Source organism: Ruegeria sp. YKSF070 (assembly GCF_059612725.1).
Genome location: NZ_JBXWRD010000012.1, coordinates 35,345 through 61,663 on the forward strand (window position 1 = coordinate 35,345; position 26,319 = coordinate 61,663).

A 26,319-nucleotide genomic window follows, 5' to 3' on the forward strand; every position below is an offset into this window, starting at 1 on the left:
TTCACCAATGGATCAGATCGACCATCGCATTGTGCGCGCCCTGCAACGCGACGGGCGCATGACCATCTCGGATCTGGCCGACAAGGTCGGGCTGTCGCCCACCCCCTGCGCCCGGCGGCTGGAGCGGTTGCAGCGTGACGGCGTGATCACCGGTTACAGCGCCCGGGTCGATCCGGCAAAGCTGGGGCTGGGCGTGTCGGTCTTTGTCTCGGTCGAACTGGAGCGACAGGAGCGCGCCGCCGTCGATGCATTCGAACGGGCGATCCGTACCTGTGACGAGGTGATGGAATGCTATCTGATGACCGGTTCGCGCGATATCCTGCTGCGGGTTCTGGTAGCGGATCTGGCGGCCTTCGATGCGTTTCTGGAAAACCGTCTGATGCAGATCCCCGGCATCCGCAACCTGCGGTCCAACTTTGCCCTGCGCACCATGGTCCAGCGCGACAGCCTGCCCGCAATCCGCCGTTAGAAAGGTCTGGACCTCTGACCCAGTCAGGCCTACCCTGATATCAACCCGAGGGAGGCGATCATGGCAACCGGCAGCAATATCCGCACCTATTTCCAAGGCAGCTGGCACGAGGGCGACGCCCCGATCATCCGCGCCGCCGATCACGGCGCCTGGCTGGGATCGGGCGTGTTCGACGGTGCCCGCTATTTTGACGGAATGGCCCCCGATCTTGAGGCGCATTGCGCCCGGGTCAACCGCTCGGCCGAGGCGCTGATGCTGACCCCCACGGTGTCGACCGAAGACATGATCGAGATCGTGCGCGAAGGGCTCAAGGCCTATGGCCCAGACCAGGCGGTCTATATCCGGCCGATGTACTGGGGCATCGACGGGGATCCGACCGCGATCATCCCGCAGGCCGACAGCACCGGTTTCGCCGTCTGCCTCGAAGAAATCCCGATGGCGCCCGCCACGGCCTCGGCGACGCTGACAACCACCCGGTTCCGCCGCCCGGTGCTCGAGGACGCGGTGGTCAACGCCAAGGCCGGATGCCTTTACCCCAACAACGCCCGGATGCTGCGCGAGGCGCGGTCGAAGGGGTTCACCAATGCGCTGGTCGCCGATGCGCTGGGCAATGTGGCCGAAACCGCCACCGCCAATATCTTTATGGTCAAGGATGGCGAGGTGTTCACACCCATCGCAAACGGCACCTTCCTGGCCGGCATCACCCGGGCCCGCCACATCAAGAATCTGCGCGCTGACGGTGTTCCCGTGCATGAAGCGGTTCTGAGCTTTGCCGATTTCCATGCCGCTGACGAGGTGTTCATGTCCGGCAACATGAGCAAAGTGACCCCGGTCACCGCGTTGGACGACACCCAGTACCAGATCGGCCCGATCGCCCGTCGCGCGCGCACGCTCTATTGGGACTGGGCGAAATCCAACGCGTGATCCTGCGCTTTGCAGAGCTGCGTCGGGACCTGCTGACGCTTGCGGTCGGTACGTGTGGCGCGTTGGTTGCGGCCCTGCTACACTTTCCGATGGCGCTTTTGGCCGGACCCGCCGTCCTGGTATCGCTGGCTGGGGTGTCGGGGCTATCGCTGCATATCTCGCCACGGCTACGCGACACAGGCTTTCTCATTGTCGGCCTCAGCATCGGCTCTATGGTGAGCCCTGAAAGCATCGAGGCGATGATGCGCTGGCCGGTGGCTTTCGGCCTGCTGGCCGGGCTGACCCTGATCACGCCCTGGGCCGGGCGTTGGCTGATCCCGCGCCTGTTGCCCATCGACCGGGATGAAGCATTTCTCGCCGCCGCCCCCGGTCACCTAAGCCTTGTTATCGCCTTGGCCGACAGCCTGCGCCTGTCGCTCACCCGCCCCGTCGTGCTGGCCTCGATCCGTCTGATGGCGCTGACGCTTCTGGTGCCTCTGGCCGCTACTGTGGCGGGGATCGAGATCGGTCCGGGCCTGCCGCAGGCGTCGGTCGTGACTCCATGGGTCTGGATTCTTGGCCAGCTCGTGGCGGCCTTGTTGCTTGCCCCCCTGCTGAAAGCGGCCAGGCTGCCCGCTCATGTGCTGATTGCCGGCATTCTGGTGGCCGCCACAACGCATCTTGCGAGCTGGACGGAAGGCGGCCTGCCAAGCTGGGCCGCGCAAGCGGCGCTGGTCCTGATGGGTACGCTGATCGGAACCCGGTTTGGAGGCATGGGGTGGCGTGAGTTGCGTCAAAGCCTGACAGCCGGTCTGGCCATTGTCGCCCTGACCACGGGCCTGGCGGCGCTGGTGGCGCTCCCGGCCTCTTATCTATCCGGTCTGCCGCTGCTGGATGTACTACTGGGTTTTTCGCCCGGCGGTCTTGAAACCATGATCATTCTCGGCGCCGCCATGGGCGCCGATCCCAGCTTTGTCGCGGCGGCGCATCTGTTCCGACTGTCCGTATTGGCCGTCGTCCTGACCCTCTATGCCACGAAGGTAGCGCGGAGGGCGGCAGGGAAAAGCGATGGACAGCGTTAGGCCCCTCAGGCAGATTGACCGGGATTGTGGAGGACCGAGATGCGCAAGTTCCTTGTTGTACTGGATGACAGCCGCGAATGCCTGAACGCGATGCGGTTTGCCGCCATGCGCGCCGCCCATACCGGCGGAGGGGTGGCGATCCTATCGGTGATCCCACCTGATGAGTTCAATCACTGGATCGGCGTCGGCGAAGTGATGCGCGAAGAGGCGCGTGAGCGTATCCACGCCCATTTCGAGGTGTTCGCCAAATGGATGCGCGACAAGCAGGGGGTCGAGCCCGAACTGGTGATCCGCGAGGGCGAAGCCGTACCCGAGATCATTGCTCATATTCAGGAAGACCCCGAAATCGGTGTTCTGGTCCTGGGTGCGGGTACCGACAAGAAGGGCCCTGGCCCGCTGGTTTCACAAATGAGCCGTTCGTCGGGCAGCTTGCCCATTCCCATAACCATCGTGCCGGGCGACCTGAGCAAGGAAAAGCTGGAAGCGATCACCTGAGGCCAACATGAGCAAACGCATCGCATTCTGGTTCGAATTTGCCTCGACCTATTCCTATCTCTCGGCGATGCGGATCGAACGGGCCGCCGAAGAGTTGGGGGTCTCGGTCGACTGGGAACCATTCCTGCTGGGGCCGATCTTTGCAGCGCAGGGCTGGACCAGTTCACCCTTCAACCTCTATCCAGCCAAGGGGCGGTACATGTGGCGCGACATGGAGCGGCTTTGTGCCCGGCAGGGCTTGCCGCTGACGCGCCCCGACCCGTTCCCGCAAAATGGACTTCCGGCGGCACGACTGGCACTGGTGGCCCGCGAGATGGGCGGCATCGCAGCCTTTGTACGCGCCGTCTATGGCGCGCAGTTCGGGCGCGGGCTGACAATCTCGGACCCGCAGGTGATGTCCGAATGCTGGGCCGAGGCAGGGCTACCGCCCGAGGCGATGGCGCAGGCCAAAACGCCCGAGATCAAGGCCGCGCTATTTGCGCAAGGTGAACGCGCTGCCGCGCTCGATCTGTTCGGCGCCCCCAGTTTCGTGGTGGGCGAAGAACTGTTCTGGGGCGATGACCGGCTGGATCAGGCGCTGGCGCTGGCTGCACGGTCCTGAATGACCCAAATCTTCGGCGTCCTGCGCGCACCCGTTTGCATGAGCGGTCGAGTTCACTCTGATCTGGTGCGGGCGCGATGTGACGCGACCTTGGCCCGGTTGCCGCAGACCGCCATGCTGCACCATCGGCGCCGATTGTTCTTGCTGGTATCGCGAAACCAGTAGGTACAGGTGGGTCCGTCGCATTGCCGGGTCCGGCCGGGTTCCCCCTGGCACAACGACTCGGCTATGGCAGCGGCGCAAAGGCCGACCAAATCGCTGCCATTTCGAAGTCTTGGCACCTGCTGCAATTCCGGCACGCCCCCCTCCTTCACGACGATGCGGCCATGCCGGCTGGTTTCCGCAAGACAGGCATTCAGGCGGTCAAGGAATTCGGCCGAGGCGACGGGGACATTGTCGCGAAACGCGGCCCGCAGTTCCCGCAGGTCAGAGGCGGTGGCCTCAAGTTCCTGTGCCTCAAGCGTGTTACTTACCGCCTCAGCCTCTTCGGCGGTGAGCAATCCGACGGACTGCATCCAACACAGCATCTCGGTACCGTTTCGCAACCAGTCCAATTCCTCGCCATAGGGCGCCCCCATCGAGTTCAGCAGTTCGACCCCCGTATCGTCGGCAATCAGATAAGGCGGTGGAAGCGTGGTGCGCATGGATCGAATGCCCCGAGTCAGGTCACGTTGGCGTGACCCATTTCGTAACCCCCTAAATCGCTCTTTACAAGTTTCCACCCCCATGTAACCGATCATATTACCTTAAATGGTTACAGAGGAGCCCCCTATGCCAACCCTTCTTCATATCGTCGCCTCACCCCGTGGCGTCGCATCGAAATCAAACGCACTTGCCGAGGCCTTCGTCACCGCACAACGCGCCAAAGACCCCACTCTCCGGGTGGATCGCATTGACCTTTGGAACGAGGACCTGCCCGCCTTTGACGGCGATCCAGCCGCCGCCAAGATGACCTTTTTCGGAGTGGGCGAGATGGACCCGGCCAAGGAACAAGCCTGGTCCGAAGTTGCACGGATCACCGACCGCTTCATGGCGGCCGACCACATCGTGCTCGGCGTTCCGATGTGGAACGGCGGCATACCTTATCGGCTGAAGCACTATATCGACATCATTACCCAGCCCGGAATGCTGTTCGGCTTCGACCCTGAAGAAGGTTATTCGGGCCTGCTGCGGAACAAGAAGGCAACGGTGGTGACCACCAGCGGCGTCTGGTCCGAGGGTGCGGACGCAAAGTATGGCAGCGATTTTCACTCAACCTATCTGAAGTGGTGGCTCGAGACCATCGGGATCACGGATGTGACCATCGTCAGATACCAGCCTTCGCTGCTGACGAACGATCCGCAGGCGGGGTATGACCGCGCCCAAGCCGCCCTGACAGCGATGTGATCACCGGTGACCGTCAAAGGGTTGGCCAGATCAAGGCCAACCCGAGATTTAGAATGGTTCAAAAGTTGACAAGGGGCGGGTGCCGCCTCATATCTGAGGGGAGCGATAAGGAATTCCGACCATGTTCATCCAGACCGAATCGACCCCGAACCCGGCAACGCTGAAATTCCTGCCTGGACAGACAGTTCTGGAGGCAGGAACCGCCGATTTCCCCTCGGCTGACGCCGCCGAGAAATCACCATTGGCCGCGCGCATCTTTGCTGTCTCCGGGGTAACCGGCGTCTTCTTTGGCAATGATTTCGTAACCGTGACCAAGGCCGAAGGGATCGAGTGGGATCATATCAAACCCGCGATCCTGGGCGCGGTGATGGAGCATTACCAGTCCGGCCAGCCGGTGATGGGCGCCGATGCACAGGCCGCCTCGGGCCATGCCGAACATAGCGGCGAGGATGCCGAGGTCGTGACCCAGATCAAGGCGCTGCTGGACAGCCGGGTCCGCCCGGCGGTGGCTCAGGATGGCGGCGACATCACCTTTCACGGGTTTGACAGAGGTGTAGTCTATCTCCACATGCAGGGCGCCTGTGCCGGCTGCCCCTCGTCGACGCTGACCCTGAAAATGGGTATCGAGAACCTGCTTCGCCATTACATTCCCGAAGTAACCGAGGTGCGCCCCGTTGCCGTCTGACCCGGTCATTCTGGCATTCGACACATCGGCCGCGCATTGCGCGGCCGCTTTGCTGGTGAGTGACCGGATCGTCGCCGCCACCGCCGAGGAAATGACGCGCGGTCAGGCAGAGCGGCTGGTGCCCATGCTCGAAGAGATGCTGAGAGAAGCGGGATTGGGCTGGCGCGATCTCGACGCCATCGGCGTCGGTATCGGGCCGGGCAATTTCACCGGCATCCGCATTTCCGTCTCGGCCGCGCGCGGGCTGGCATTGGGGCTTGGCATCCCGGCAGTCGGCGTGGACGGGTTCGAGGCCCGCGCGCTGCTGACCCCGCCGGGCGTCTACCCGGCGATCCCCGCGCCCCGCGATCACGTCTACCTCGCCCCCGATGGCGGCACCCCACAGCTCTTGCCCCGGGATCAGGCCGAGGCGCTTGGCCCGCTTCAGGCCGAGTACAGCCCGCAAGGGCTGGCCGAGGCCATCGCCCATGCCGCCGCCCCGCGCTGGCGCGATGCCACCATCCCGCCGGCCCCGCTTTATGTCCGCCCGGCAGATGCGGCGCCATCACGCGACCGGCCTCCGGTGCTGCTCGATCCATGACACCGGCAGAGCTGGCCCGGCTGCATGGCCGCGCCTTCACCCAGTCGCGCCCCTGGAGCGAGTCGGAGTTCACCGCTCTGCTGGGTAATCCGCATTCCCATCTCGTCGGCAATCTCCGCTGTTTCGCCCTGTTTCAGGTGATCGCGGGCGAGGCCGAATTGCTGACCATCGCCACCGATCCGGACCAGCGCCGCCAGGGGCTGGCCCGCGCCTGCATGAATGAGTGGCAGATACAGGCGGCGCATGCCGGTGCCACCCGCGCCCTGCTTGACGTCGCGGACGATAACGAACCGGCCATTGCACTCTATACCTCCTGCGGCTATGCGCCCTGCGGTCTGCGCCGGAGCTACTACCGGCGTCCGAGTGGAGAGACAGCCGATGCCATCGTGATGGAGCGCCCCCTGCCCTGACGGCAAGCGCCGCATTCTCGGACCAAGCGGTCAAAAAGCGGTTGACCGGCAGGCTTGCAACCGTCCTTAATTGCCAGCATCACAGCAGTTCTGCTCGCTCTGAGCGGGGTGACTGGTCCGCCCACCGCCCCGGGAACAATAACCAACGGGAGTATAAAATGACCCTGATGAAATCCCTGATGGGAGCCGCCGCCGCGATGGCGCTGACCGCAGGCGCCGCCTTGGCCGAACCAGCCCTGATCTTTGATCTGGGCGGCAAGTTCGACAAGTCGTTCAACGAGGCCGCATTCAACGGCGCGCAGCGCTGGGCCGAGGAGACCGGCGGCAGCTTCCGCGAGATCGAACTGCAATCGGAAGCCCAGCGCGAGCAAGCGCTGCGCCGCTTTGCCGAGGCAGGCGCCAACCCGGTCATCACCATGGGCTTTGCCATGGCCGACCCGCTGAGCGCAGTGGCCGCCGACTATCCCGACACCAAGTTCGTCGCGGTCGACGTGACCTGGCTTGACGCGCCGAACATCCGTCAGATCGGCTTTGCCGAACACGAAGGCTCGTATCTGGTCGGCATGATGGCGGCGATGGCTTCGAAATCGGGCACCGTGGGCTTTGTCGGCGGCATGGACATTCCGCTGATCCGTCACTTTGGCTGCGGCTATGCCCAGGGCGCCAAGGCGGTGAACCCCGATGTCAAGATCGTGGCCAACATGACCGGCACTACTCCGGCCGCATGGAACGACCCGGTGAAGGGATCGGAACTGACCAAAGCGCAGATCAGCCAGGGCGCTGATGTGGTCTATGCCGCCGCCGGCGGCACCGGTGTCGGCGTGCTGCAGACCGCCGCCGATGAGGGCATTCTGTCGATCGGCGTCGACAGCAACCAGAACCACCTGCATCCCGGCAAGGTGCTGACCTCGATGCTGAAACGCGTCGATGTGGCCGTCTATGACGCGATGAAGGCCGGCGAAAACCTCGAAACCGGCGTTTTCAACATGGGTCTGGCCGAAGAGGGCGTGGGCTATGCGCTGGACGACAACAACGCCGCCCTGATCTCGGACGAGATGAAATCGGCGGTCGATCAGGCCCGCCAGGACATCATCGACGGCAAGCTGAACGTGGTGAGCTATTACGAGAACGACAGCTGCCCCGCACTGAAGTTCTGATCCAGATCGCGGGCCGGACCCTCCGGCCCGCATTCACCCGGCGCTCCTTCGGCCCTGCGGGCCATCCTTGCGAAAACGCCCGCCTAGGCGGATGAGCGCCCTTTCGGCCATCGAGGACAAGACATGACCGTCCCCGCCATCGAGCTTAAAGGGATTTCCAAATCCTTTGGGCCTGTGCAAGCAAACAAGGACATCTCGATCAGCGTCGCCCCCGGCACCATTCACGGTATCATCGGCGAAAACGGTGCGGGCAAGTCCACCCTGATGAGCATCCTTTACGGCTTCTACAAGGCCGACAAGGGCGAGATATGGATCAACGGCAAGAAGACCGAGATCCCTGACAGCCAGGCGGCCATTGCCGCCGGAATCGGCATGGTTTTCCAGCATTTCAAGCTGGTCGAGAATTTTACCGTGCTGGAAAACATCATTCTGGGCGCCGAGGATGGCGGGTTGCTGAAACCCTCGCTGGCCAAGGCCCGCCGAACCCTGGCCGAGCTGGCCGCCGAATACGAGCTGAACGTCGACCCCGATGCGGTGATCGAAGAGATCGGCGTCGGCATGCAGCAGAGGGTCGAGATCCTCAAGGCGCTGTATCGTCAGGCCGAAATCCTGATCCTGGACGAGCCGACTGGCGTGCTGACCCCGGCCGAAGCCGATCAGCTGTTCCGCATCCTTCACCGGCTCAAGGACGAAGGTAAGACGATCATCCTGATCACCCACAAGCTGCGCGAGATCATGGAGGCGACTGACACGGTCAGCGTCATGCGGCGCGGCGAGATGACGGCCACCGTCAAGACGGCCGAAACCAGTCCCGAACATCTGGCCGAGTTGATGGTGGGCCGCAAGGTGCTGCTGCGCGTCGACAAGGTGCCCGCAAAACCCGGCCAACCGATCCTGGAAATCGAAAACCTGCGCGTAACCGACGAAAAGGGAGTCGAACGGGTCAAGGGCATCGACCTGACCGTGCGCGCGGGCGAGATCCTGGGCATTGCCGGCGTTGCCGGGAATGGCCAGTCGGAACTGCTCGAGGTGCTGGGCGGCATGCGCCCAGGCAGCGGCGCGATCCGGCTGAACGGCGCCCCGCTGCCGCTGAGCGGCCCGGGATCCGACGCCCGTGCCCGCCGCGCCGCCCATGTGGCCCATGTGCCCGAGGATCGCCAGCGTGAAGGTCTGATCATGGACTTCCACGCCTGGGAAAACGTCGCCTTTGGCTATCACCACGATCCGGCCTATCAATCCGGCATATTCATGAACAACGCCGCCCTGCGCGCCGATACCGACCGCAAGATCGAGAAATTCGATGTCCGCCCTGCCGACGGTTGGCTGGCGGCCAAGAACTTCTCGGGCGGAAACCAGCAAAAGATCGTCGTGGCGCGCGAGATCGAGCGCAATCCCGACCTGTTGCTGGTCGGTCAGCCCACGCGTGGCGTCGATATCGGCGCCATCGAGTTCATTCACAAACAGATCGTCGCCCTGCGCGATCAGGGCAAGGCGGTGTTGCTCGTCTCGGTCGAGCTGGAGGAGATCTTTGGCCTCGCCGACCGTATCGCGGTGATGTTCGACGGCCATATCATGGGCGAACGCCTGCCCGACGAGACGGATGAAAAGGAACTTGGCCTCTTGATGGCCGGTGTCAACGGGGAGGCCGCCTGATGGACAAGATGCCCAAATGGGCCGATGTGGTGCTGATCCCGCTGATCAGCCTGATCCTGGCCGCGATCCTGTCGGCACTGGTGATCCTTGGTATCGGTGAGGATCCGGTGGCCGCCGTCAACATGATGGTATCGGGGGCGCTGGGGTCGACCTATGGCTGGGGCTATACGCTCTATTACGCCACCAATTTCATGTTCACCGGCCTGGCCGTGGCCGTCGCCTTTCATGCCCGCCTGTTCAACATCGGCGGCGAGGGGCAGGCAATGCTGGGCGGGCTTGGCGTGGCGATGATTTGCCTCTACATCCCTTGGCCGCACTGGACGATGGCGCTGTTGGCCGCCTGCGCGGCCTCGATGCTGTTCGGGGCCGTCTGGGCCGCGATCCCGGCCTATCTGCAAGCGCGCCGGGGCAGCCATATCGTGATCACCACGATCATGTTCAACTTCATCGCTGCGGCCTTGCTGAACTATATGCTGGTCAATGTGATGCGGCCCGACGGCTCGATGGACCCGGCCAGCGAACGCTTTCCGACCGCCGTGCATCTGCCCACCCTGCATGAGCTGCTGGCCCCGATCGGCATCAGCTTTTCCAAGGCGGCACCGGCAAACGTTTCGCTGCTGGTGGCGGTGCTGGCCTGTGTCGTGGTCTGGGCGCTGATCTGGCGCACCCGGCTGGGATATGAAATCCGCGCCTATGGCCATTCCGAGTCCGGGGCGCTTTATGCCGGGATATCGCCCTTCAAGATCACCATGGTCGCCATGCTGATCTCGGGCGCGCTGGCCGGGCTCATGGCCACCAACAACGTGATGGGCGAGGCCGAGCGGCTGGTCCTGAACTCAACCGAAGGCGCGGGCTTTATCGGGATTGCCGTGGCGCTGATGGGGCGCAGCCACCCTTTCGGGGTATTTCTGGCCGCGATCCTGTTCGGCTTTCTCTATCAGGGCGGCGCTGAATTGGCCTTGTGGACCAACATCCCGCGCGAACTGATCGTGGTGATCCAGGCGCTGGTGATCCTGTTCACCGGGGCGCTGGACAACATGGTGCGGATGCCGCTGGAGAAAGTCTTCCTGGCCCTGCGGAAAGGCAAAGCGTGATGGATTTCCTGACGATCATCCAGGTGCTCGACTCGACGATCCGCCTGTCGACGCCGCTGTTGCTGGCCTGCCTGGCCGGGCTCTATTCCGAACGGGCGGGCATTTTCGACATCGGCCTTGAAGGCAAGATGCTGATGGCCGCGTTCTTTTCCGCAGCCGTTGCCGCGGTCAGCGGTTCGGTCTGGCTGGGCCTTCTTGCCGGGATCGCCTCGTCTCTGGTGCTGGCAGCGTTGCATGGGCTGGCCTCGATCACCTTTCGCGGCAACCAGCTGATTTCCGGGGTCGCGATCAACTTCCTTGCCGCAGGCATGACTGTTCTGGTGGCGCAGGACTGGTTCAAGCAGGGCGGGCGCACGCCGTCGCTGTTCGGGGGCGCCCGGTTCGAACCGATCGACTGGCCGCTGGCCGAGACGTTGAGCGGCATCCCCGTTCTGGGGCCGATCTATGCCGAGTTGCTGTCGGGCCATTCGGTGCTGGTCTATCTGGCGTTTCTTGCAGTGCCCGGCACCTGGTGGCTGCTTTATCGCACCCGATTCGGCCTGCGCCTGCGCGCGGTGGGCGAGAATCCGGCCGCTGTCGATACTGCCGGTGTCTCGGTCGTTGGTTTGCGCTATGCGGCGGTGATGATCTGCGGCGTGCTCTGCGGTATAGCCGGCGCCTACCTGGCCACTGCGCTTCAGGCCGGGTTCGTCAAGGACATGACCGCCGGACGCGGCTTTATCGCGCTGGCGGCGTTGATCTTTGCCAAATGGCGCCCGTTGCATGCGATGTGGGCCTGCCTACTGTTCGGGCTGCTGCAAGCCATTGCGCTCAGGTTCCAGAATATCGACCTTGGCGGTGTCGTAATCCCCGTCCAGGTGATGGACGCCCTGCCCTACATCCTGACCGTGGTGATCCTGGCGGGATTCGTCGGCAAGGCGATTCCCCCGCGCGCGGGTGGCGAACCCTATGTGAAAGAGCGGTGATAGGGCCAGTTCCCCGGGGAATTTCGGTCCTGTTCGCTGCAAAGCGGCATTCCCCGTTGATTTGACGGGGCATGCCGGTTTAACAAAAAACATGCAGATATACCTTCCCATTGCCGAGGTTTCGGTCAACGCGTTCCTGCTGCTGGGCCTCGGCGGCATGGTCGGCATCCTGTCGGGCATGTTCGGGGTTGGTGGCGGCTTTCTGATGACGCCCTTGCTGTTCTTCATCGGCATCCCGCCCGCCGTGGCGGTGGCGACCGAAGCGAACCAGATCGTCGCCTCGTCCTTTTCGGGGGTTCTGGCGCATTTCCGAAGGCGTACGGTCGATTTCAGGATGGGAACCATCCTGCTGATCGGCGGCCTGACCGGCGCGGCGCTGGGGGTGGTCCTGTTCAACTATCTCAAGAGCCTGGGCCAGGTCGATCTGCTGGTAAAGCTCTGTTATGTCGTCTTTCTGGGCATCATCGGCGGTCTGATGTTCATCGAAAGCCTGAATGCGATCCGTAAATCGCGCAAGACAGGTGGCGCGGTCCCAAAACGGCGCCAGCGTGGCTGGATCCATGCGATGCCGTTCAAGATGCGATTCCGCACCTCGGGCCTTTATATCTCGGTCATCCCGCCTGTGGTGGTTGGTCTGCTGGTCGGCGTGCTGTCAGCAATCATGGGGGTTGGCGGCGGCTTTATCATGGTGCCCGCGATGATCTATCTGCTGGGCATGCCGACCAAGGTCGTGGTGGGCACCTCGCTGTTCCAGATCATCTTTGTCACCGCTTTTACCACCATGCTGCATGCCACCACCAACTACACGGTTGACGTGGTGCTTGCGGTGCTGCTGCTGATCGGAGGAGTGGTCGGTGCACAAATCGGAACGGTGATCGGCGCCCGGATGAAGGCCGAGCAACTGCGTATCCTGCTGGCTGGGCTGGTTTTGGCGGTCTGCGCCAAACTGGCACTCGACCTTCTGCTGATGCCCAGCGAGCTTTTCTCGCTTGGCGCCTCGGGGGGGCACTGAGATGCGCCGCGTCGTTCTTGCCACTCTGCTGGCGCTGGTGATGCCGCTGATGGCCACGGCCACCGAAGAACAAGTGGTACTTGGCCTGAGCCGTGATCGTGTTGCGATCACCGCCGACTTTGACGGTTCAGACATCCTGATCTTTGGCGCGGTGAAGCGCGAAACACCGATCCCGCAGGGCGATCCGCTTCAGGTGATCGTGGCGGTGTCGGGTCCTTCGACCCCGGTGCTGGTTCGCCGCAAGGAAAAGAAGCTGGGAATCTGGGTCAACACCGACAGCGTTCTGGTGGATTCAGCCCCCAGTTTCTATGCCGCCGCGACCAGTGCGCCGTTCAGCCAGGCCCTGAGCGATACCGAGGACCTGCGCCACAAGGTTTCCATCAAGCGGGCAATCCGCTCGGTAGGCGCCGACATGAACATAGCCGACGCGCAAGAGTTTACCCGAGCCGTTGTTCGCATTCGCCAGAACGAAGGGCTGTATTCCATCCGCGAGAACACCGTTGCCGTGGATGAGCAGACCCTGTTCCGGACCGAGATCGACATGCCCGCCAACCTGACCGAGGGCGAATATGTCGCGCGTATCTTCCTGACTCGCGGCGGCAAGGTGGTTTCGAACTTCCAAACCACGATCGACGTGCGAAAGGTGGGGCTGGAACGGTTCCTGTTCAATCTGGCGCATCAGCAACCGGTTCTGTATGGGCTGATGTCGCTGGCCATTGCGATCGCCGCCGGTTGGGGCGCCTCTGCCGCATTCCGGGCGCTGCGCGGAAACTAGAACTCAGCCGCGCCCGACATAGGGCATCGTGGTCGCCATCACCGTCATGAACAGGACATTTGCCTCGGGCGGCAGGGTCGCCATGTGCAGAACCGATCGGGCCGCGTCCTCGACCGCCATCGACGGATCAGGCGTGCGGCCTTCGGCCAGCGCCCTTTCGTTCAGGCCCCGTACCATATCGGTCTGGGCATTGCCGATGTCGATCTGTCCCGCCGCGATGCCAAAGGCGCGGCCATCCAGTGACAAGCTACGGGTCAGACCGGTGATCGCATGCTTTGTCGTGGTGTAGTGGATCGAGTTCGGCCGGGGTGCATGGGCCGCAATCGACCCGTTATTGATTATCCGACCACCCTGTGGCGCCTGCCCTCGCATCCAGGCAAAAGCGGCTCGGGCGCAAAGGAACATACCGTTCAGGTTCACATTGACGGTTGTGAACCAGTCATCGAGAGCGATTTCGTCAATGGTGCCGGCCGGAGCAAAGATACCCGCATTGTTGAACAGCACATCCAGCCGCCCAACCCTGCCCTGAAACCGGGTAACAGCCCGCTCGACTGACTGTGGATCGGTCACATCCGCGACCAGCGGGACCGCGCGGTCGTGACCTGCCGCGATTTCCTCCAGCATCTCTCCACGCCGAGCCAGCAAACCCACGGTCCAGCCTTCCCCAAGGAACAGTTCGGCGGTGGCGCGCCCGATGCCGGAACTGGCACCTGTGATCAGGATGGTTCTCATGCCTCTTGCTCCTCTTCCAGCGTCAGCACCGGCGCGGCGGCCTGCCGCAGATCATCGACCCGCAGCGGATAGGTCGGTTTCGACAGGCGATTGCGCACCACCCAGATCAGCCTCTCCTGCGCGCGGGTGATTGCCACATAGGCCAGTCGTTTCCAGAGGGGTTGCCCTGCCTCGACGCGTCCGGCGCGGGCAGCGGCATAGATGTCAGGGGCAAAGACCTGCACCGTCTCCCATTGCGACCCCTGCGCCTTGTGGATGGTCACCGCCGCCCCATGCAGGAACGTCGCCCCCATGCGTGCCGCGAAAGGAATGAAAGGTTCTTCTTCGTCGGGTTTTTCGATCTTGACGATCGAGGCGGCGCTGACCTGAGGATCCTCCGCGCCCATCACATGCAGGCGCGAGAAACCCGGTTTGCGGCCGGGGCCCAGATAGATCACCTGCGCGCCCTTGATCAGGCCTCGCGCTTCGAGGTCGAGCCGTTTCTTGCGGTGTTTGAGCGGCAACTCGATCCCGTCGCAGATCAGCGGTTCACCCTCCAGAAGTTCGGTCTCAGGCGCCCCGTGGACCGAGCGAAAGGCGTTAATCAGGCGAATCCGGGTGGCGTTGCGCCAGACCAGGACCGGACTGCGGGCCATCAGGTCGACCTCGACCCTGCCGCCCCAGACGACACGATCATCCTGTCTAGCCTTGTCTTCGACCATGCGCTCGAACGCTTCGAAATCGAGCGTTGGATCAGCCAGAGCATGGGCCAAATCCAGAATCGGGCTGTCGGCCTCTTGCCGATGAATACGGCTGAGCGTCAGTTTACGCGGCGCAGGCAACCCATCGAACACCATCGAGCCGGATTGGTTGACCGGTGCCAGCTGCGCTGGATCGCCAAACAGGATCAGGGTGGGAAAGATCTCTTTCAGATCCTCGAACTGACGGTCATCCAGCATCGAGGCCTCGTCGATGAAACCGATATCCAGAGGTTCCTCGCGGCGTTTCCAGCCGGTTATGAAATCCGACCCGCGCAATCCCGCCGCCGCCAACGCGCCGGGAATTGATGTGTTGCGTGCATAAAACGCCGCCGCACGGTCGAGCGCCGCATCGCTCAGCCCCTCGATCTCGGGCCTTTCGCCATTGCCGGCCAGCCATTCGGCGATACGCTCGTAATCGGGATCATAGACCGGAGTATAGAGGATACGATGGATCGTGGTTGCGGGGACCCCGCGCAGACGCAGTACGCTGGCGGCCTTGTTGGTGGGGGCAAGTACCGCCAACGTGCGCCGGTCCTTGCTCTTGCGGCCTTCGTAGTCACCCGAAACAACCTGCACCCCGGCCTCAGTCAAAGCCTTGCAGAGTTCGGCCAGCAACAGGGTCTTGCCCGACCCCGCCTTACCAATCACTGCCATCACCCCGGTCTTGCCCCCGCCGGGCGGGCGCAGCAGCGCATCATCGTCCAGATCGACCCCGGCCGCACGCAGAAGCTCGGCAATGGCGTCAAAGGCATTGGCCTGATCATCGGAATAGGTAACAGCATTTGTGGTCATGGCGCGACCCTACAGTCGGTGGTCGCGCCGTGCCAGAGAGGACCGGACCGGTTCGGAAATTATCCCGTACGCACGATCCGATGGCGGCCCGCCCTGCCAAAGGCGCGGTTGAACCAGAGCCGTGACAACTCGCGCGGGATGCCCGCCCGTTCGGCGACCCGGGTGCAATCGGCGGGTGAGAAAGGCCAGAGCCCGACATAAATCTTGTCGCGGCCTTCCCCCTCGCTCCCCAAGACTTCGGGAGAGGAACCGATAAGCCGATAGATCCGGATCATCCGCTCGTCAAAGACCCCGGCGATATGGGTCAGGCCGAAACCCTCCATGACTTCGCCACCGCTGAGCATGATCGCCCCCGCCACTCGCGAGCTGGCCCGCCGCGAGAGGCAGAACCGCGTCACCTCCCAGATCAGCGGGCTGCAAATCGGGCTGCCGCCGGTCAGGTGCCCAAACACATCGTTGATCATGACCGGCCCGGTCGTGGGCAGAAATCGCATCGAGCCGCCATGTCTGCCATCGGGTTCTTCCCAGATGACATAAAGCGGGTTCAGATCGTCGTATTGATCGCGCTCTTCCCCGTGCTCATTGACGTGTACATTCCATCCCAGGCGTGTCTTGAACTGGTCCGCACGATCCACAAACATGGATTTCGCGAGTTTCGGATACCGATGCAGTTCATCTGCATACAAATAGCGCAGCATTCGTTCGTTCCCTTGCCGTCCGTTATGGAACAAAAGGGGTACATACGAATGGTTAACATCTGGTCAGCAGTGCGGACGCTGCTTAAACCACGATAAGCCCACGACTCATGGCAGTCGCTATCGCATGAGTTGTGTTGAGCGCGCCCAGTTTGAAACGGGCACTTTCGATATAGACCCGCAGGGTGTGTTCCGAGATCGACAGCGAATGCGCCACCTGTGCCCGACTGTAACCAAGAGCCAGCAACGTCATCGCGTCAACCTCGCGCGGCGACAGATTGCGAGGTTGCTCCGGTTGGCGCGAGCGTTCGAATTCCAGCGCCTTGCGGTTAAAAAAATGTGCGATCAGAATCAGATCGCGCCCATAGGTTTCGGTGAATTCGGACCATTCCGCGTCATCGCAGACATGGTTCAGCGTGAAGAGCGCGAACTGTCCGTTCGGGCCTCGGATCGGAATCGAATATCCCTGATTGCCGACCCCGTGTTCCAGCGCATCCTGCAAGAACGCCTTGGCGACCTTGCCGGACCAGTCGAGTCGCTTCCAGTCGACCGGGTGAAACCTTTGAAAACATCCCAGAATCACCGGATCTATCCGATGATAGTTCTTTTCCAGATACCGTTCCTGCCAGGCCTGAGGATAGGTTGCACATCCATATTGATCGCCTGCGCTGTCAACCCAATGATAGACGATATGGTCAATTTCGAGCGTATCGCGCAGTTTGACGGTAACCCTTTCGAGATCTTCAAGCGCGCTGGTGGCGTCCAAGTCCTCCAAAATCGGGTTCAGGTTGACCTTTCTGCCCATGGGTCGGTAACAGCGCCTCTTCTCTCTTGGACGCGATTTCTGCCGCGGCAACGATCTTGGTGTCGTCGAGCTGCTCGGCCAGAGCACTCAGCCCGTTCGCGCTGGCGAAGGTTTTGAGGTCCGACAGGACGTCCAGTATCCACTCAGTTTGCGGCATCAGAGTCTCTCCGAAACGGTTAACGAAAGGTTAACACAACTATAGCATGTGCGGCTTGCGGGCGAAAATTCACTGCTTTCCACTCCCCAAAAGTAGCGAGGTCGAAATTTCTAACCTCCTGAAACCCCGAGAACGTGCCCAAAAAATAAAAATGGCCCGCGAACCATGGTCGTGATTCGCAGGCCATCATGTCAGTCAGGTCTGGCGGTTGGGTTAACCGCGGGCGTCCAGAACCTCTTCGAGGGTGCGCAGACCGGTGCGGGGCGATTGCACGAGCACCGACATGTTGCCCGGCTTGTGCTCGTTGCGCATCATCTTCATATGCGCCTCAGGCAGATCGGCCCAGGTGAACACCTCGGACATGCACGGGTCGAGACGACGCTCGACCATCAGCTGGTTCGCGGCCATTGCCTGCTTGAGATGGGCAAAGTGGCTGCCCTGAAGGCGCTTCTGGTGCATCCACATATAGCGCACGTCAAAGGTCAGGTTGTAGCCGCTGGTGCCCGCGCAGATCACAACCATACCGCCCTTCTTTACCACGAAGGTCGAGACCGGGAACGTGCTCTCGCCGGGGTGCTCGAAGACCATGTCCACGTTCACGCCCTTGCCGGTAATATCCCAGATCGCCTTGCCGAACTTGCGGGCTTCCTTGAACCACTCGGCATATTCGGGGGTGTTCACCGTGGGCAGTTGACCCCAGCAGTTGAAATCCTTGCGGTTGATGACACCCTTTGCGCCAAGGTCCATGACAAACTGGCGCTTGCTTTCATCCGAGATGACGCCAATCGCGTTCGCACCCGCTGTATTGATAAGCTGGATCGCATAGGACCCTAGACCACCGGACGCCCCCCAGACCAGAACGTTCTGACCGGGCTTGAGATCATGCGGCTCATGGCCGAACAGCATCCGGTAAGCGGTCGCCAGCGTCAGCGTGTAACATGCAGCTTCTTCCCAAGTCAGGTGCTTGGGCCGCGGCATAAGCTGTTGCGCCTGTACATTGGTGAACTGGGCAAAGGAGCCGTCCGGCGTCTCATAACCCCAAATCCGCTGGCTTGGCGAATACATCGGGTCACCGCCATTGCAATGCTCGTCGTCACCATCATCCTGATTGCAGTGGATCACGACCTCGTCGCCGACCTTCCAGCGCTTGACCTTATCCCCAACGGCCCAGACGATACCCGAAGCATCGGAACCGGCGATGTGATAGGGCTGTCCATGGCCATCGAAGGGCGATATCGGAACACCTTTGGAGGCCCAGACTCCATTATAGTTAACGCCGGCGGCCATCACCAGAACCAGCACCTCGTGACTGTCGAGCGTCGGCACGTCAACCACTTCGACCTGCATCGCGGTATCGGGATCACCGTGGCGCTCTTTGCGGATCGCCCATGCGTACATCTTCTTCGGCACGAATCCCATCGGGGGGATTTCACCCATCTCATAGAGGTCTTTCTCGGGCGCCGCGTAGGACGCGATACCGCTGTCGGTGTCCAAAGCCATGGTGGCCTCCTTTTTCGATCTTTTTGCCGCAACGCAGAATCGCGGCCCTCAGCATGACCTACAAACGGCTGCGCAATATTGCAATAGCATTTGGTCGATGTTTTGAAATTTTATGACCCTGCAATCGCAGAAAGTTCCGCTGCATATGCAGCGCCACCATCCATAAGATGTGCAATCGAGGCCGCGTAATAGGCCAACAGGTCCTGCCGCTCGGTACTCGGACCAAAGCGGCCATCACTCTCGACCAGGATGCGCCGCTCGATCAACTGCCGCAGCCCGACTTCGATCGCATAGTGGCGGTCTTCGCGCGGCATGTGGATATGTGCATGCGGCAACGCAGCAAGGGCATGATCGAACCCCGCGGCCAAAGCACTGCGGGTCATCGGCCCGTTTTGCTGGATCAGCCAGGCCACCAGCGGCACCGGCAGCACCGGCACCACCGCCCCGATCCGCGCCATCAGTTCGCGTGCCAGCGGTACTGTCGGGTCTCCCTTGGCCTTGGTTCGAAATCCGGACAAAGACAGAGGCCTGCCGAAACTGACGGCCGCATAGCCAAAGCGGTGAAACCGTCCGGTGATCCGCCACCAGAACTGCTTGAGAAACCAGATCGTGATCACGCCAATCCGCGCGCGAAAACGGCGCTCTCCGCGGCTGGCGGCCGCTGTCAGGATCGTGTCCTCGAGCACCCGGTCATAGTTGATCGACACGGGAACAAAGACCACATCGCGCCCGGCCGGGTCGGCGCCGTCTACGATGTATTTCAGCAGACCCAGCTTGGGTCGCCCCAACCCGCCCGACAGGCTGAGCCCTCCTTCAGGGAACATCGCCTGTGTCACGCCAGCTTCGGTCGCGTGGCGGACATAGGCGGCCAGCACCTTGCGGTAGAGATCGCTGCGCGATCTACGGCGGATGAAATAAGCGCCCATCGCCCGGATCAGCCGGCTGAGAGGCCAGACCCGCGCCCATTCGCCCACCGCATAACTGAGCGCGGATTGCTCGGCAGCCAGATAGGTGACCAGAACGTAATCCATGTTGCTTCGGTGATTCATGACGAAGACCACCGTCGCCTCGGGGTCGATGCCCCGCAGCGCCTCGGCGTCAACATGGCCCAGCCGGACACGGTAGAGCGCGTTCGAGAGAAAGCGTGCCAACCGGATTGCAAAACTGAAATAGGTAAAGGCCGAAAAGCCCGGAACGATCTCGCGCGCATAACGTCGCGCCTGCTCGAAGGCGACCGCCTCGGGGATACCCTCGGCCTGGGCTTGGTCGCGCACGGCCCGCGCCACCTCTGGATCGTAGATCAGCCGCTGGATCATGTCGTGACGGCGGGCCAGCTTGAAGGGTTGGATCGGTCGGGCCAACCGCGTGTTCAACCGGGCAACCGCGCGTTCCAGCCTGCGGCGGAAAAACCAGCGGACTGATGGGAAAAGAAAGTGCGAGGCGAAGGTGACCGCGGCAAACAGCACGATCAGCACGAATAGCCAAAGCGGGAGTTCCACGGTCTGCGTCATTCCGGCACACTGCCACCAATCGCGGCCCCTCACAATCGAATGATGCGAGATGGCTTCGCCGCAATGCAGCGAATTGACATGTCCCGAAAATTGCGATTTAGAACCCCTTAGTGAAACTTTGTTACCGAAGCAGAATCGAGAGGCCGTCCATGTCGCAGATGCAAAAAGACCGTCAGACTGCAAACTCCGACCGCAAGGCGGACCGTCCCTGGCTGATCCGCACCTATGCCGGCCATTCGACCGCCAAGGCCTCGAACACGCTCTATCGCAACAACCTGTCCAAAGGGCAGACCGGCCTTTCGGTGGCCTTCGACCTACCGACGCAGACCGGCTATGACAGCGACCACGTGCTGGCGCGGGGCGAGGTGGGCAAGGTCGGTGTGCCGATCTGCCATCTGGGCGACATGCGGGTGCTGTTCGACCAGATCCCGCTGGAGCAGATGAACACCTCGATGACGATCAACGCCACCGCCCCCTGGCTGCTGGCGCTTTATATCGCGGTGGCCGAGGAACAGGGCGCGGATGTCTCGAGGCTGCAAGGCACGGTTCAGAACGACCTGATCAAAGAGTATCTGTCGCGCGGCACCTATGTCTGCCCGCCGAAACCGTCCCTGAAGATGATCGCGGATGTGGCCGAATACTGCTACACCAACGTGCCGAAATGGAACCCGATGAACGTGTGTTCCTATCACCTGCAAGAGGCGGGCGCGACACCGGAACAGGAACTGGCCTATGCGCTGGCCACCGCTATCGCTGTGCTGGACGAGTTGAAACCGCGTGTCCCGGCCGAAGACTTCCCGGCGTTGTGCGGCCGCATCTCTTTCTTTGTGAATGCCGGCATCCGCTTTGTCACCGAAATGTGCAAGATGCGCGCCTTTGTGGATCTGTGGGACGAGATTCTGGAAAGCCGCTATGGCGTCAGAGACCCGAAATTCCGCCGCTTCCGCTATGGGGTGCAGGTGAACTCGCTGGGATTGACCGAGCAGCAGCCGGAAAACAACGTCTATCGCATCCTGATCGAGATGCTGGCCGTGACCCTGTCGAAAAAGGCCCGCGCCCGCGCTGTGCAGTTGCCCGCCTGGAACGAAGCACTGGGCCTGCCGCGCCCCTGGGACCAGCAATGGTCGATGCGGATGCAACAAATCCTGGCCTATGAAACCGACCTGCTGGAGTTTGGCGACCTCTTCGATGGCAACCCGGTGGTGGATGCCAAGGTCGAAGAGCTGAAGGCGGGCGCGCGCGCAGAGCTTGCCAATCTCGACTCGATGGGCGGCGCCGTTGCCTCGATCGAATACATGAAATCGCGGTTGGTGGATTCCAATGCCGAACGGCTGAACCGGATCGAGCGTAACGAGACCGTAGTGGTCGGCGTCAACCGCTGGACCGAGGGCGAACCCTCGCCCCTGCAAACCGAGGATGGCGGCATCATGGTCGTCGATCCCGAAGTCGAGCAGGAACAGATCGCGCGGCTGGATAGCTGGCGCGCAGAACGCGACGATGCGGCGGTGGCGGCGGCGCTGGAGGCGTTGCGCGCCGCGGCCCGGACCGGAGCGAATGTAATGGAACCGTCGATTGCGGCAGCCCGGGCCGGGGTCACCACCGGCGAATGGGCCGAAGAGATGCGCAAGGCCTATGGCACCTATCGCGGCCCCACCGGTGTATCCGGGTCGGTCTCGAACAAGACCGAAGGCTTGGAAGACCTGCGCGCGGCGGTTGATGCGGTCAGCGACAAGCTGGGTCGGCGCCTGAAATTCCTTGTGGGCAAGCCGGGGCTGGACGGTCATTCCAACGGCGCCGAGCAGATTGCCTTTCGCGCCCGCGACTGTGGCATGGACATCAGCTATGACGGTATCCGCCTCACGCCCGAGGAACTGGTCACCTCGGCGCTCGAGCAACAGGCCCATGTAGTCGGCCTGTCGATCCTGTCGGGCAGCCATCTGCCGCTGGTCGAAGAGGTGATGGATCGCATGCGCCTTGCCGGTCTGTCACATATCCCGGTGATCGTTGGCGGCATTATCCCTGACGAGGACGCCCAAAAATTGCGCGCAATGGGTGTTGCAAAAGTCTACACCCCCAAGGATTTCGAATTGAATGGAATAATGGGCGATATTGTGACGCTTGTCAGAGACACCGAAATAGCTGCAGAATAAATTCGCCACCCTAATAAAATGATGCTGAAACGCGTCTTTGTCTGTGTTTAACGTGGCGCGATTGGCGCCACTTTTTTGCGCTCAATAGAACTCAAAAAGGAACACAGGATGGGACACGATCTTAGCGGCATGACGCGTAAGGAACTGATCAACCTAAGGGACAAGGTTGACGCAGCCATCAAAACCGCCGAACAACGCGAACGTCAGGAAGCCCTGAAAGCGGCGGAAAAGGCGGCAGCGGAATTCGGTTTTTCATTGGCCGAATTGTCCGGCGAAACACGCAAGTCGACCAAAGGGACCAAGGCCCAGCCCAAATACCGTAATCCCGCCAATCCGGAACAGACCTGGTCGGGTCGCGGACGCAAACCGCAATGGGTGCATGATGCGATTCAGAGCGGCGCAGATATCTCCGATCTGGAAATCTGAGCGGATTTTGGGGAAATGACGATCCATATTGGCGCCAAGGCTGGCGAAATCGCGGAAACTGTTCTGTTACCCGGCGATCCCTATCGCGCGAAATGGGCGGCCGAAACGTTCCTGGATAATCCGGTTCTGGCAAATGAGGTTCGGGGCATGTTGGGGTTTACCGGCATGTGGCGCGGTAATCGGGTAACCATTCATGGGTCCGGGATGGGCATGCCGTCACTGTCGATCTATGCCAACGAGTTGATCCGCGATTATGGGGCAAAAACGCTGATCCGGATTGGCTCCTGCGGGGGGATGCAAGACAGTGTCGAGGTGCGAGACGTGATCCTGGCGATGACAGCCTCGACGCTTGGCACGCCGTCACGCGGCATCTTTCGCGAGTTGAACTTTGCCCCCTGCGCCGATTGGTCCCTGTTGCACGCCGCGGCACGCGCCGCTGAAACCAAGGGTGTGCGGACCCATGTGGGCGGCATCTATTCGTCGGACGTTTTCTACGACGAACGGCCCGATCTGAACGAACAGATGGTGCGCCATGGGGTGCTGGGGGTCGAGATGGAGGCGGCAGAGCTTTACATCCTGGCCGCGCGGCACAAATGCCGGGCGCTGGCGGTGCTGACGGTCTCCGACCATTTGCTGACCGGGGCTGCTCTACCCAGCGCAGAGCGCGAGACGAGCTTTGGCGACATGGTCGAGATTGCTCTGCACGCAGCCTTTCCCGAAGCCTGAGTCCATCACAAAAGGAATACGCGGCCCTTTTAGGCCGCGTTTTTCGTACGCTCACCGCCCGTGGCTACGATCATAGCCGTTGATCGGCGGGCTGGACCAAGTGCTCAAGTTGTCGGCCTGCGGCTCGAAGATCTCCACCAGCAGCGGATGACAAGCGGCCATATCCGAGGAATGCTCGGACGAGCAATCGCCGCCAGGGCAGGCACTTAGATTGCCCAATAGGTCGATCTCGGCAAAGAACTCAAGATAGTCCCCCGGTCGCACCGGCGAGGCCTTCATGAAGTATTGCCCGGTATCACGGGTGAAGCCGGTACACATGAACACGTTCAGAACGTCATGTACCAGCATCTCGGCATCGTGCAGCGGTAGCCCGGTATGGTCGGCCAGGGCGCGCGTCAGGTTCGAATGGCAACAATGGTGGTAATGACCACCCGCCAGCAAATTGCCGGTATAGGGATCGCAGCGGGTGCCGATCACATCATGGACGGAACCGCCATATTGGTCGATCCCGTACCAGCCTAGGGTATCCTCGATGATCGTCGCCATTGGACGGAGGTAGGGCAGGTTCGACCACAACCGTTCACCCGTGCTGACGTGGGTACCGTGCAGGGCGCGTGTCTTGCCCGAGAAGAACCGCTCGCTCAGGTCATGCAGGTTATGCAGGTTCAAGTCCCCCACCTGCGGTCCCTCGACGGAGCTGATGCGAAAGACCTGGCCCGCCTTGACCTCGAAGCACCGTCCCTCGCGCGGCGGGACAAGTACCTCGCCCGTCTTGCGGGCAGACGCGCGCGCGGCGCGATAGAGATCCAGGTCGGGGCGAGGAAGACTGTCGTTGGGATAACAGATCACCGGCTTTACGGCGCGGCGAGCATCGGCATCGGCGGGGGCATCGGTCATCGGGCGGTCACCTGTCTGTTTGCCACCCCATAAAGCCGTCGGAACGGAGACGGCGCAAGACCGTCTCCGACAGCAGTGTCTCAGATCGCGACAACGTCAAGCGGTGGGAAACCGTTAAAACCGACGCTGGCATAGGTCGAGGTATAGGCTCCGCAGTTGCGGATCACGATCCGGTCGCCATCGCGCAAGCCCAGCGACAGATGCACCATCTTCTTTTCATAAAGCACATCAGCACTGTCACAGGAGGGGCCGGCGAGAATGCAGGGACCGGTCGGCTCATGCTCGCGTTCGGTGAGGAACTGATAGCGGATTGCCTCGTCCATGGTTTCGGCCAGGCCCGAGAACTTGCCGATATCCAGGTAAACCCAGCGGTGCAGGTCATTGGTGGATTTGCGCGAAACCAGCAGCACCTCGGCGGCAATCGCACCGGCTTCGGCTACCATGCCGCGGCCCGGTTCTGCCATGACCTGCGGTACCTCGCCAAACCGTTGGCTGATCAGGCGGATCACCTCGGCAGCGTAGAGTTCGGGCGCATCCACTTCCTGACCGTAGAAAGCCGGGAAACCACCGCCAATATTGAGCAGGCTCAGTTCATGCCCTGCGGCGCGGGCGGCATGCCAGACACCGGCCACCTGATCCAGCACCGGCACCCACATCTCGGCGCGCCGGGTTTGCGAGCCGACGTGGAAGGACAGGCCAACCGGTTCGAGGCCGACAGAGCGCGCATAGTCGAGGACAGCGATGGCTTTGTCCGGCGCACAGCCGAATTTGCGGCTGAGCGGCCAGTCGGCCTCACAAGCCTCGACGATCATACGGACATAGACCTGCGCGCCCGGCGCATGGGCTGCAATCTTGTCCAACTCGCCTTCGGCATCCGCGGCAAACAGAGTGATCCCCGCCGCATGCGCCCAGACGATATCAGCCGGTTTCTTGACCGTGTTGCCAAAGGAAATGCGGTCAGCCAAGGCCCCGGCGGCCAGGCACAGCTCGATCTCGGCCCGGGAGGCGGCGTCGAAATTGCTGCCCAGGCGGGCCAGCGTCGACAGGATTTCCGGCAGCGGGTTCGCCTTGACCGCGTAGTGGATACGCGCGCGGCCAAGCCCTTGGGCCAGCGCGGCGAACTGGCGGGCAACGGCCTGGGTGTCGATCACCAGCGTCGGGCGATCGAAACGGTTGGACAGGATAAAGGTTTCGGCGCGGGACAGAGTCGCGCTTTCACAGGCCAGGGGCCCGGTTACAACTGCGTTCAAGGTCATCTCCAACAGACGCGGCAAAGCCGTGCGGCAAAAGTGGAGACGTTACCGTCGCTGCGTAACCATAGGGTGCGTCCCTTACGACAGAGGCGCGTGCGTTGGCGTCTTGAATCGCGATATCGGTCTAATGATGAGTCGTTTCAAGCGGAAATTTCGTAGCGCGGAAATTTCTTTCTAGTCGACCAAATTTGCTGTTTCAACGCAACAGGTTGGCGGCTTATCCACAGAGCCTGAAACCTGACCGCCGCAGTAGACGCAAGTCCACATTTCGCGATCTCGGTCAAACCGCCAACGACAGTTTCGGGTCAGGGTTGTGCTGCGGGCGCGCCAGAAGAGATAAGCGAAGACAACCAACGCCAGAAAAAGAAGAAGGACGGGCATGACCTCGTCCTATCTTGTCAGTACCGCTTAGGCAATCTGCCCTCAGGCGGCATTGGCATATTGGAAGAGGTCGGGTTGCTCTTCCTTTGCAACCACGACTGGTTCGGGTTCGTAGTAAGCCCAAGCCTGGTTAAGCAGGTCCAGCGCCTCTTGCACGGGGATTTGGGGTCTGGCGGGTTTGTTTGCGGCTTTCATGGGCGTCATCCTTTGCATCAGATTTGGCCCCTCCCTTCGCAAGAACCTAAGCGCGCGACACAGGGAATTCATCGCACAGTTGCGCAGACTGG

The 26,319-nt window shown here is 61.8% G+C and carries 29 protein-coding genes; 18 read left to right on the top strand and 11 right to left on the bottom strand.

Annotated elements, in window-relative coordinates:
- Positions 1-7: 7 nt before the first annotated feature.
- Genes AC2FL1_RS08825 through AC2FL1_RS08845 form a run of 5 tightly spaced genes read left to right on the top strand, consistent with a single transcriptional unit; the run spans position 8 to position 3,550 of the window.
- A complete protein-coding gene (locus tag AC2FL1_RS08825; protein ID WP_011046150.1) occupies positions 8-469 on the top strand; it encodes an Lrp/AsnC family transcriptional regulator in 462 nt (153 codons plus the stop codon).
- 60 nt (positions 470-529) lie between these two features.
- Positions 530-1,393: a branched-chain amino acid aminotransferase gene (locus tag AC2FL1_RS08830; protein WP_496876670.1), complete on the top strand. Its 864-nt coding sequence runs from the start codon at positions 530-532 to the stop codon at positions 1,391-1,393.
- Positions 1,390-2,454 (top strand): AbrB family transcriptional regulator, encoded by a 1,065-nt coding sequence (locus AC2FL1_RS08835; RefSeq protein ID WP_496825402.1) that lies wholly within the window; start codon positions 1,390-1,392, stop codon positions 2,452-2,454. Before AC2FL1_RS08830 ends, AC2FL1_RS08835 begins: the two co-directional genes overlap by 4 nt.
- A 39-nt stretch (positions 2,455-2,493) precedes the next feature.
- Positions 2,494-2,949, top strand: coding sequence for a universal stress protein (locus AC2FL1_RS08840; protein WP_496825401.1), 456 nt, complete (start codon positions 2,494-2,496; stop codon positions 2,947-2,949).
- 7 nt (positions 2,950-2,956) lie between these two features.
- Positions 2,957-3,550, top strand: a complete 594-nt coding sequence (locus tag AC2FL1_RS08845; protein WP_496825400.1) for a 2-hydroxychromene-2-carboxylate isomerase — start codon at positions 2,957-2,959, stop codon at positions 3,548-3,550.
- A 53-nt stretch (positions 3,551-3,603) separates the two neighbouring features.
- On the opposite strand, the gene AC2FL1_RS08850 is transcribed toward AC2FL1_RS08845, so the two are convergent.
- Entirely contained in the window at positions 3,604-4,194 is a 591-nt protein-coding gene (locus tag AC2FL1_RS08850) for a CGNR zinc finger domain-containing protein (RefSeq protein ID WP_496876671.1), read from the bottom strand.
- 127 nt (positions 4,195-4,321) lie between these two features.
- On the opposite strand from AC2FL1_RS08850, the gene AC2FL1_RS08855 reads away from it, so the two are divergent.
- From AC2FL1_RS08855 to AC2FL1_RS08900, 10 genes are all read left to right on the top strand, one after another.
- Positions 4,322-4,936, top strand: a complete 615-nt coding sequence (locus AC2FL1_RS08855) for an FMN-dependent NADH-azoreductase (RefSeq protein WP_496876672.1) — start codon at positions 4,322-4,324, stop codon at positions 4,934-4,936.
- Positions 4,937-5,057: 121 nt separating this feature from the next.
- Positions 5,058-5,621 (top strand): NifU family protein, encoded by a 564-nt coding sequence (locus AC2FL1_RS08860; RefSeq protein ID WP_234219669.1) that lies wholly within the window; start codon positions 5,058-5,060, stop codon positions 5,619-5,621.
- Positions 5,611-6,201: a tRNA (adenosine(37)-N6)-threonylcarbamoyltransferase complex dimerization subunit type 1 TsaB gene (gene tsaB / locus AC2FL1_RS08865; RefSeq protein WP_496876673.1), complete on the top strand. Its 591-nt coding sequence runs from the start codon at positions 5,611-5,613 to the stop codon at positions 6,199-6,201. Before AC2FL1_RS08860 ends, tsaB begins: the two co-directional genes overlap by 11 nt.
- Positions 6,198-6,611, top strand: coding sequence for a GNAT family N-acetyltransferase (locus tag AC2FL1_RS08870; protein WP_496876674.1), 414 nt, complete (start codon positions 6,198-6,200; stop codon positions 6,609-6,611). Before tsaB ends, AC2FL1_RS08870 begins: the two co-directional genes overlap by 4 nt.
- 158 nt (positions 6,612-6,769) lie before the next feature.
- Positions 6,770-7,768, top strand: coding sequence for a BMP family lipoprotein (locus AC2FL1_RS08875; RefSeq protein ID WP_496876675.1), 999 nt, complete (start codon positions 6,770-6,772; stop codon positions 7,766-7,768).
- 123 nt (positions 7,769-7,891) lie between these two features.
- Entirely contained in the window at positions 7,892-9,421 is a 1,530-nt protein-coding gene (locus AC2FL1_RS08880) for an ABC transporter ATP-binding protein (RefSeq protein WP_496825393.1), read from the top strand.
- On the top strand, positions 9,421-10,515 hold the full coding sequence (locus AC2FL1_RS08885; RefSeq protein ID WP_496876676.1) for an ABC transporter permease: 1,095 nt from the start codon (positions 9,421-9,423) through the stop codon (positions 10,513-10,515). Before AC2FL1_RS08880 ends, AC2FL1_RS08885 begins: the two co-directional genes overlap by 1 nt.
- Complete coding sequence (locus tag AC2FL1_RS08890; RefSeq protein WP_496876677.1) at positions 10,515-11,480, top strand: ABC transporter permease; 966 nt, start codon at positions 10,515-10,517, stop codon at positions 11,478-11,480. The genes AC2FL1_RS08885 and AC2FL1_RS08890 overlap by 1 nt, the downstream gene beginning before the upstream one ends.
- A 91-nt stretch (positions 11,481-11,571) precedes the next feature.
- Entirely contained in the window at positions 11,572-12,492 is a 921-nt protein-coding gene (locus AC2FL1_RS08895) for a sulfite exporter TauE/SafE family protein (RefSeq protein ID WP_496825392.1), read from the top strand.
- Between the two features lies 1 nt (position 12,493).
- On the top strand, positions 12,494-13,267 hold the full coding sequence (locus tag AC2FL1_RS08900; RefSeq protein ID WP_496876678.1) for a TIGR02186 family protein: 774 nt from the start codon (positions 12,494-12,496) through the stop codon (positions 13,265-13,267).
- A gap of 3 nt (positions 13,268-13,270) precedes the next feature.
- Here the strand turns inward: AC2FL1_RS08900 and AC2FL1_RS08905 are convergent, their stop codons facing one another.
- The 7 genes from AC2FL1_RS08905 to AC2FL1_RS08935 form a co-directional block, all read right to left on the bottom strand.
- Positions 13,271-13,999: an SDR family oxidoreductase gene (locus tag AC2FL1_RS08905; RefSeq protein ID WP_496876679.1), complete on the bottom strand. Its 729-nt coding sequence runs from the start codon at positions 13,997-13,999 to the stop codon at positions 13,271-13,273.
- The gene (locus tag AC2FL1_RS08910; protein ID WP_496876680.1) at positions 13,996-15,531 is read right to left on the bottom strand and encodes an ATP-dependent DNA helicase; all 1,536 of its coding nucleotides are present in this window, start codon (positions 15,529-15,531) and stop codon (positions 13,996-13,998) included. The genes AC2FL1_RS08905 and AC2FL1_RS08910 overlap by 4 nt, the downstream gene beginning before the upstream one ends.
- Before the next feature lie 59 nt (positions 15,532-15,590).
- On the bottom strand, positions 15,591-16,229 hold the full coding sequence (locus AC2FL1_RS08915; RefSeq protein WP_496876681.1) for an acyl-homoserine-lactone synthase: 639 nt from the start codon (positions 16,227-16,229) through the stop codon (positions 15,591-15,593).
- Between the two features lie 82 nt (positions 16,230-16,311).
- Complete coding sequence (locus AC2FL1_RS08920) at positions 16,312-17,031, bottom strand: helix-turn-helix transcriptional regulator (protein WP_496825387.1); 720 nt, start codon at positions 17,029-17,031, stop codon at positions 16,312-16,314.
- Complete coding sequence (locus AC2FL1_RS08925; RefSeq protein WP_496825386.1) at positions 16,970-17,188, bottom strand: hypothetical protein; 219 nt, start codon at positions 17,186-17,188, stop codon at positions 16,970-16,972. Before AC2FL1_RS08925 ends, AC2FL1_RS08920 begins: the two co-directional genes overlap by 62 nt.
- 213 nt (positions 17,189-17,401) lie before the next feature.
- A complete protein-coding gene (ccrA, locus tag AC2FL1_RS08930; RefSeq protein WP_011046131.1) occupies positions 17,402-18,688 on the bottom strand; it encodes a crotonyl-CoA carboxylase/reductase in 1,287 nt (428 codons plus the stop codon).
- Between the two features lie 110 nt (positions 18,689-18,798).
- Positions 18,799-20,199, bottom strand: a complete 1,401-nt coding sequence (locus AC2FL1_RS08935; RefSeq protein WP_496876682.1) for a 1-acyl-sn-glycerol-3-phosphate acyltransferase — start codon at positions 20,197-20,199, stop codon at positions 18,799-18,801.
- A gap of 149 nt (positions 20,200-20,348) precedes the next feature.
- Between AC2FL1_RS08935 and AC2FL1_RS08940 the strand changes: the two genes are divergently transcribed.
- The 3 genes from AC2FL1_RS08940 (at position 20,349) to deoD (ending at position 23,501) form a co-directional block, all read left to right on the top strand.
- Positions 20,349-22,349, top strand: coding sequence for a protein meaA (locus tag AC2FL1_RS08940; RefSeq protein WP_496876683.1), 2,001 nt, complete (start codon positions 20,349-20,351; stop codon positions 22,347-22,349).
- A gap of 108 nt (positions 22,350-22,457) precedes the next feature.
- Positions 22,458-22,775 (top strand): H-NS histone family protein, encoded by a 318-nt coding sequence (locus AC2FL1_RS08945; protein WP_234137261.1) that lies wholly within the window; start codon positions 22,458-22,460, stop codon positions 22,773-22,775.
- Positions 22,776-22,790: 15 nt separating this feature from the next.
- Positions 22,791-23,501, top strand: a complete 711-nt coding sequence (deoD, locus tag AC2FL1_RS08950; RefSeq protein ID WP_496825383.1) for a purine-nucleoside phosphorylase — start codon at positions 22,791-22,793, stop codon at positions 23,499-23,501.
- 51 nt (positions 23,502-23,552) lie between these two features.
- Here the strand turns inward: deoD and AC2FL1_RS08955 are convergent, their stop codons facing one another.
- The 3 genes from AC2FL1_RS08955 to AC2FL1_RS08965 form a co-directional block, all read right to left on the bottom strand.
- Positions 23,553-24,398, bottom strand: coding sequence for an urea carboxylase-associated family protein (locus AC2FL1_RS08955; RefSeq protein WP_496876684.1), 846 nt, complete (start codon positions 24,396-24,398; stop codon positions 23,553-23,555).
- A gap of 80 nt (positions 24,399-24,478) precedes the next feature.
- Entirely contained in the window at positions 24,479-25,654 is a 1,176-nt protein-coding gene (locus AC2FL1_RS08960) for a type III PLP-dependent enzyme (RefSeq protein ID WP_496876685.1), read from the bottom strand.
- Positions 25,655-26,074: 420 nt separating this feature from the next.
- A complete protein-coding gene (locus AC2FL1_RS08965; protein ID WP_496876686.1) occupies positions 26,075-26,227 on the bottom strand; it encodes a hypothetical protein in 153 nt (50 codons plus the stop codon).
- Between the last annotated feature and the right edge of the window lie 92 nt (positions 26,228-26,319).

What these genes read in the sequence shown, in the direction of transcription:
- AC2FL1_RS08840 (WP_496825401.1), top strand. Translation starts at nt 2,494, where the DNA reads ATGCGCAAGTTCCTTGTTGTACTGGATGACAGCCGCGAATGCCTGAAC.
- AC2FL1_RS08940 (WP_496876683.1), top strand. Translation starts at nt 20,349, where the DNA reads ATGTCGCAGATGCAAAAAGACCGTCAGACTGCAAACTCCGACCGCAAG.
- AC2FL1_RS08905 (WP_496876679.1), bottom strand. Translation starts at nt 13,999, where the DNA reads ATGAGAACCATCCTGATCACAGGTGCCAGTTCCGGCATCGGGCGCGCC.
- AC2FL1_RS08935 (WP_496876682.1), bottom strand. Translation starts at nt 20,199, where the DNA reads ATGACGCAGACCGTGGAACTCCCGCTTTGGCTATTCGTGCTGATCGTG.
- AC2FL1_RS08925 (WP_496825386.1), bottom strand. Translation starts at nt 17,188, where the DNA reads ATGCCGCAAACTGAGTGGATACTGGACGTCCTGTCGGACCTCAAAACC.
- AC2FL1_RS08945 (WP_234137261.1), top strand. Translation starts at nt 22,458, where the DNA reads ATGGGACACGATCTTAGCGGCATGACGCGTAAGGAACTGATCAACCTA.
- AC2FL1_RS08845 (WP_496825400.1), top strand. Translation starts at nt 2,957, where the DNA reads ATGAGCAAACGCATCGCATTCTGGTTCGAATTTGCCTCGACCTATTCC.
- ccrA (WP_011046131.1), bottom strand. Translation starts at nt 18,688, where the DNA reads ATGGCTTTGGACACCGACAGCGGTATCGCGTCCTACGCGGCGCCCGAG.
- AC2FL1_RS08870 (WP_496876674.1), top strand. Translation starts at nt 6,198, where the DNA reads ATGACACCGGCAGAGCTGGCCCGGCTGCATGGCCGCGCCTTCACCCAG.
- AC2FL1_RS08910 (WP_496876680.1), bottom strand. Translation starts at nt 15,531, where the DNA reads ATGACCACAAATGCTGTTACCTATTCCGATGATCAGGCCAATGCCTTT.
- deoD (WP_496825383.1), top strand. Translation starts at nt 22,791, where the DNA reads ATGACGATCCATATTGGCGCCAAGGCTGGCGAAATCGCGGAAACTGTT.
- AC2FL1_RS08955 (WP_496876684.1), bottom strand. Translation starts at nt 24,398, where the DNA reads ATGACCGATGCCCCCGCCGATGCCGATGCTCGCCGCGCCGTAAAGCCG.
- AC2FL1_RS08895 (WP_496825392.1), top strand. Translation starts at nt 11,572, where the DNA reads ATGCAGATATACCTTCCCATTGCCGAGGTTTCGGTCAACGCGTTCCTG.
- AC2FL1_RS08900 (WP_496876678.1), top strand. Translation starts at nt 12,494, where the DNA reads ATGCGCCGCGTCGTTCTTGCCACTCTGCTGGCGCTGGTGATGCCGCTG.
- AC2FL1_RS08965 (WP_496876686.1), bottom strand. Translation starts at nt 26,227, where the DNA reads ATGAAAGCCGCAAACAAACCCGCCAGACCCCAAATCCCCGTGCAAGAG.
- AC2FL1_RS08915 (WP_496876681.1), bottom strand. Translation starts at nt 16,229, where the DNA reads ATGCTGCGCTATTTGTATGCAGATGAACTGCATCGGTATCCGAAACTC.
- AC2FL1_RS08825 (WP_011046150.1), top strand. Translation starts at nt 8, where the DNA reads ATGGATCAGATCGACCATCGCATTGTGCGCGCCCTGCAACGCGACGGG.
- AC2FL1_RS08830 (WP_496876670.1), top strand. Translation starts at nt 530, where the DNA reads ATGGCAACCGGCAGCAATATCCGCACCTATTTCCAAGGCAGCTGGCAC.
- AC2FL1_RS08860 (WP_234219669.1), top strand. Translation starts at nt 5,058, where the DNA reads ATGTTCATCCAGACCGAATCGACCCCGAACCCGGCAACGCTGAAATTC.
- AC2FL1_RS08890 (WP_496876677.1), top strand. Translation starts at nt 10,515, where the DNA reads ATGGATTTCCTGACGATCATCCAGGTGCTCGACTCGACGATCCGCCTG.
- AC2FL1_RS08960 (WP_496876685.1), bottom strand. Translation starts at nt 25,654, where the DNA reads ATGACCTTGAACGCAGTTGTAACCGGGCCCCTGGCCTGTGAAAGCGCG.
- AC2FL1_RS08880 (WP_496825393.1), top strand. Translation starts at nt 7,892, where the DNA reads ATGACCGTCCCCGCCATCGAGCTTAAAGGGATTTCCAAATCCTTTGGG.
- AC2FL1_RS08850 (WP_496876671.1), bottom strand. Translation starts at nt 4,194, where the DNA reads ATGCGCACCACGCTTCCACCGCCTTATCTGATTGCCGACGATACGGGG.
- AC2FL1_RS08875 (WP_496876675.1), top strand. Translation starts at nt 6,770, where the DNA reads ATGACCCTGATGAAATCCCTGATGGGAGCCGCCGCCGCGATGGCGCTG.
- AC2FL1_RS08885 (WP_496876676.1), top strand. Translation starts at nt 9,421, where the DNA reads ATGGACAAGATGCCCAAATGGGCCGATGTGGTGCTGATCCCGCTGATC.
- AC2FL1_RS08920 (WP_496825387.1), bottom strand. Translation starts at nt 17,031, where the DNA reads ATGGGCAGAAAGGTCAACCTGAACCCGATTTTGGAGGACTTGGACGCC.
- AC2FL1_RS08855 (WP_496876672.1), top strand. Translation starts at nt 4,322, where the DNA reads ATGCCAACCCTTCTTCATATCGTCGCCTCACCCCGTGGCGTCGCATCG.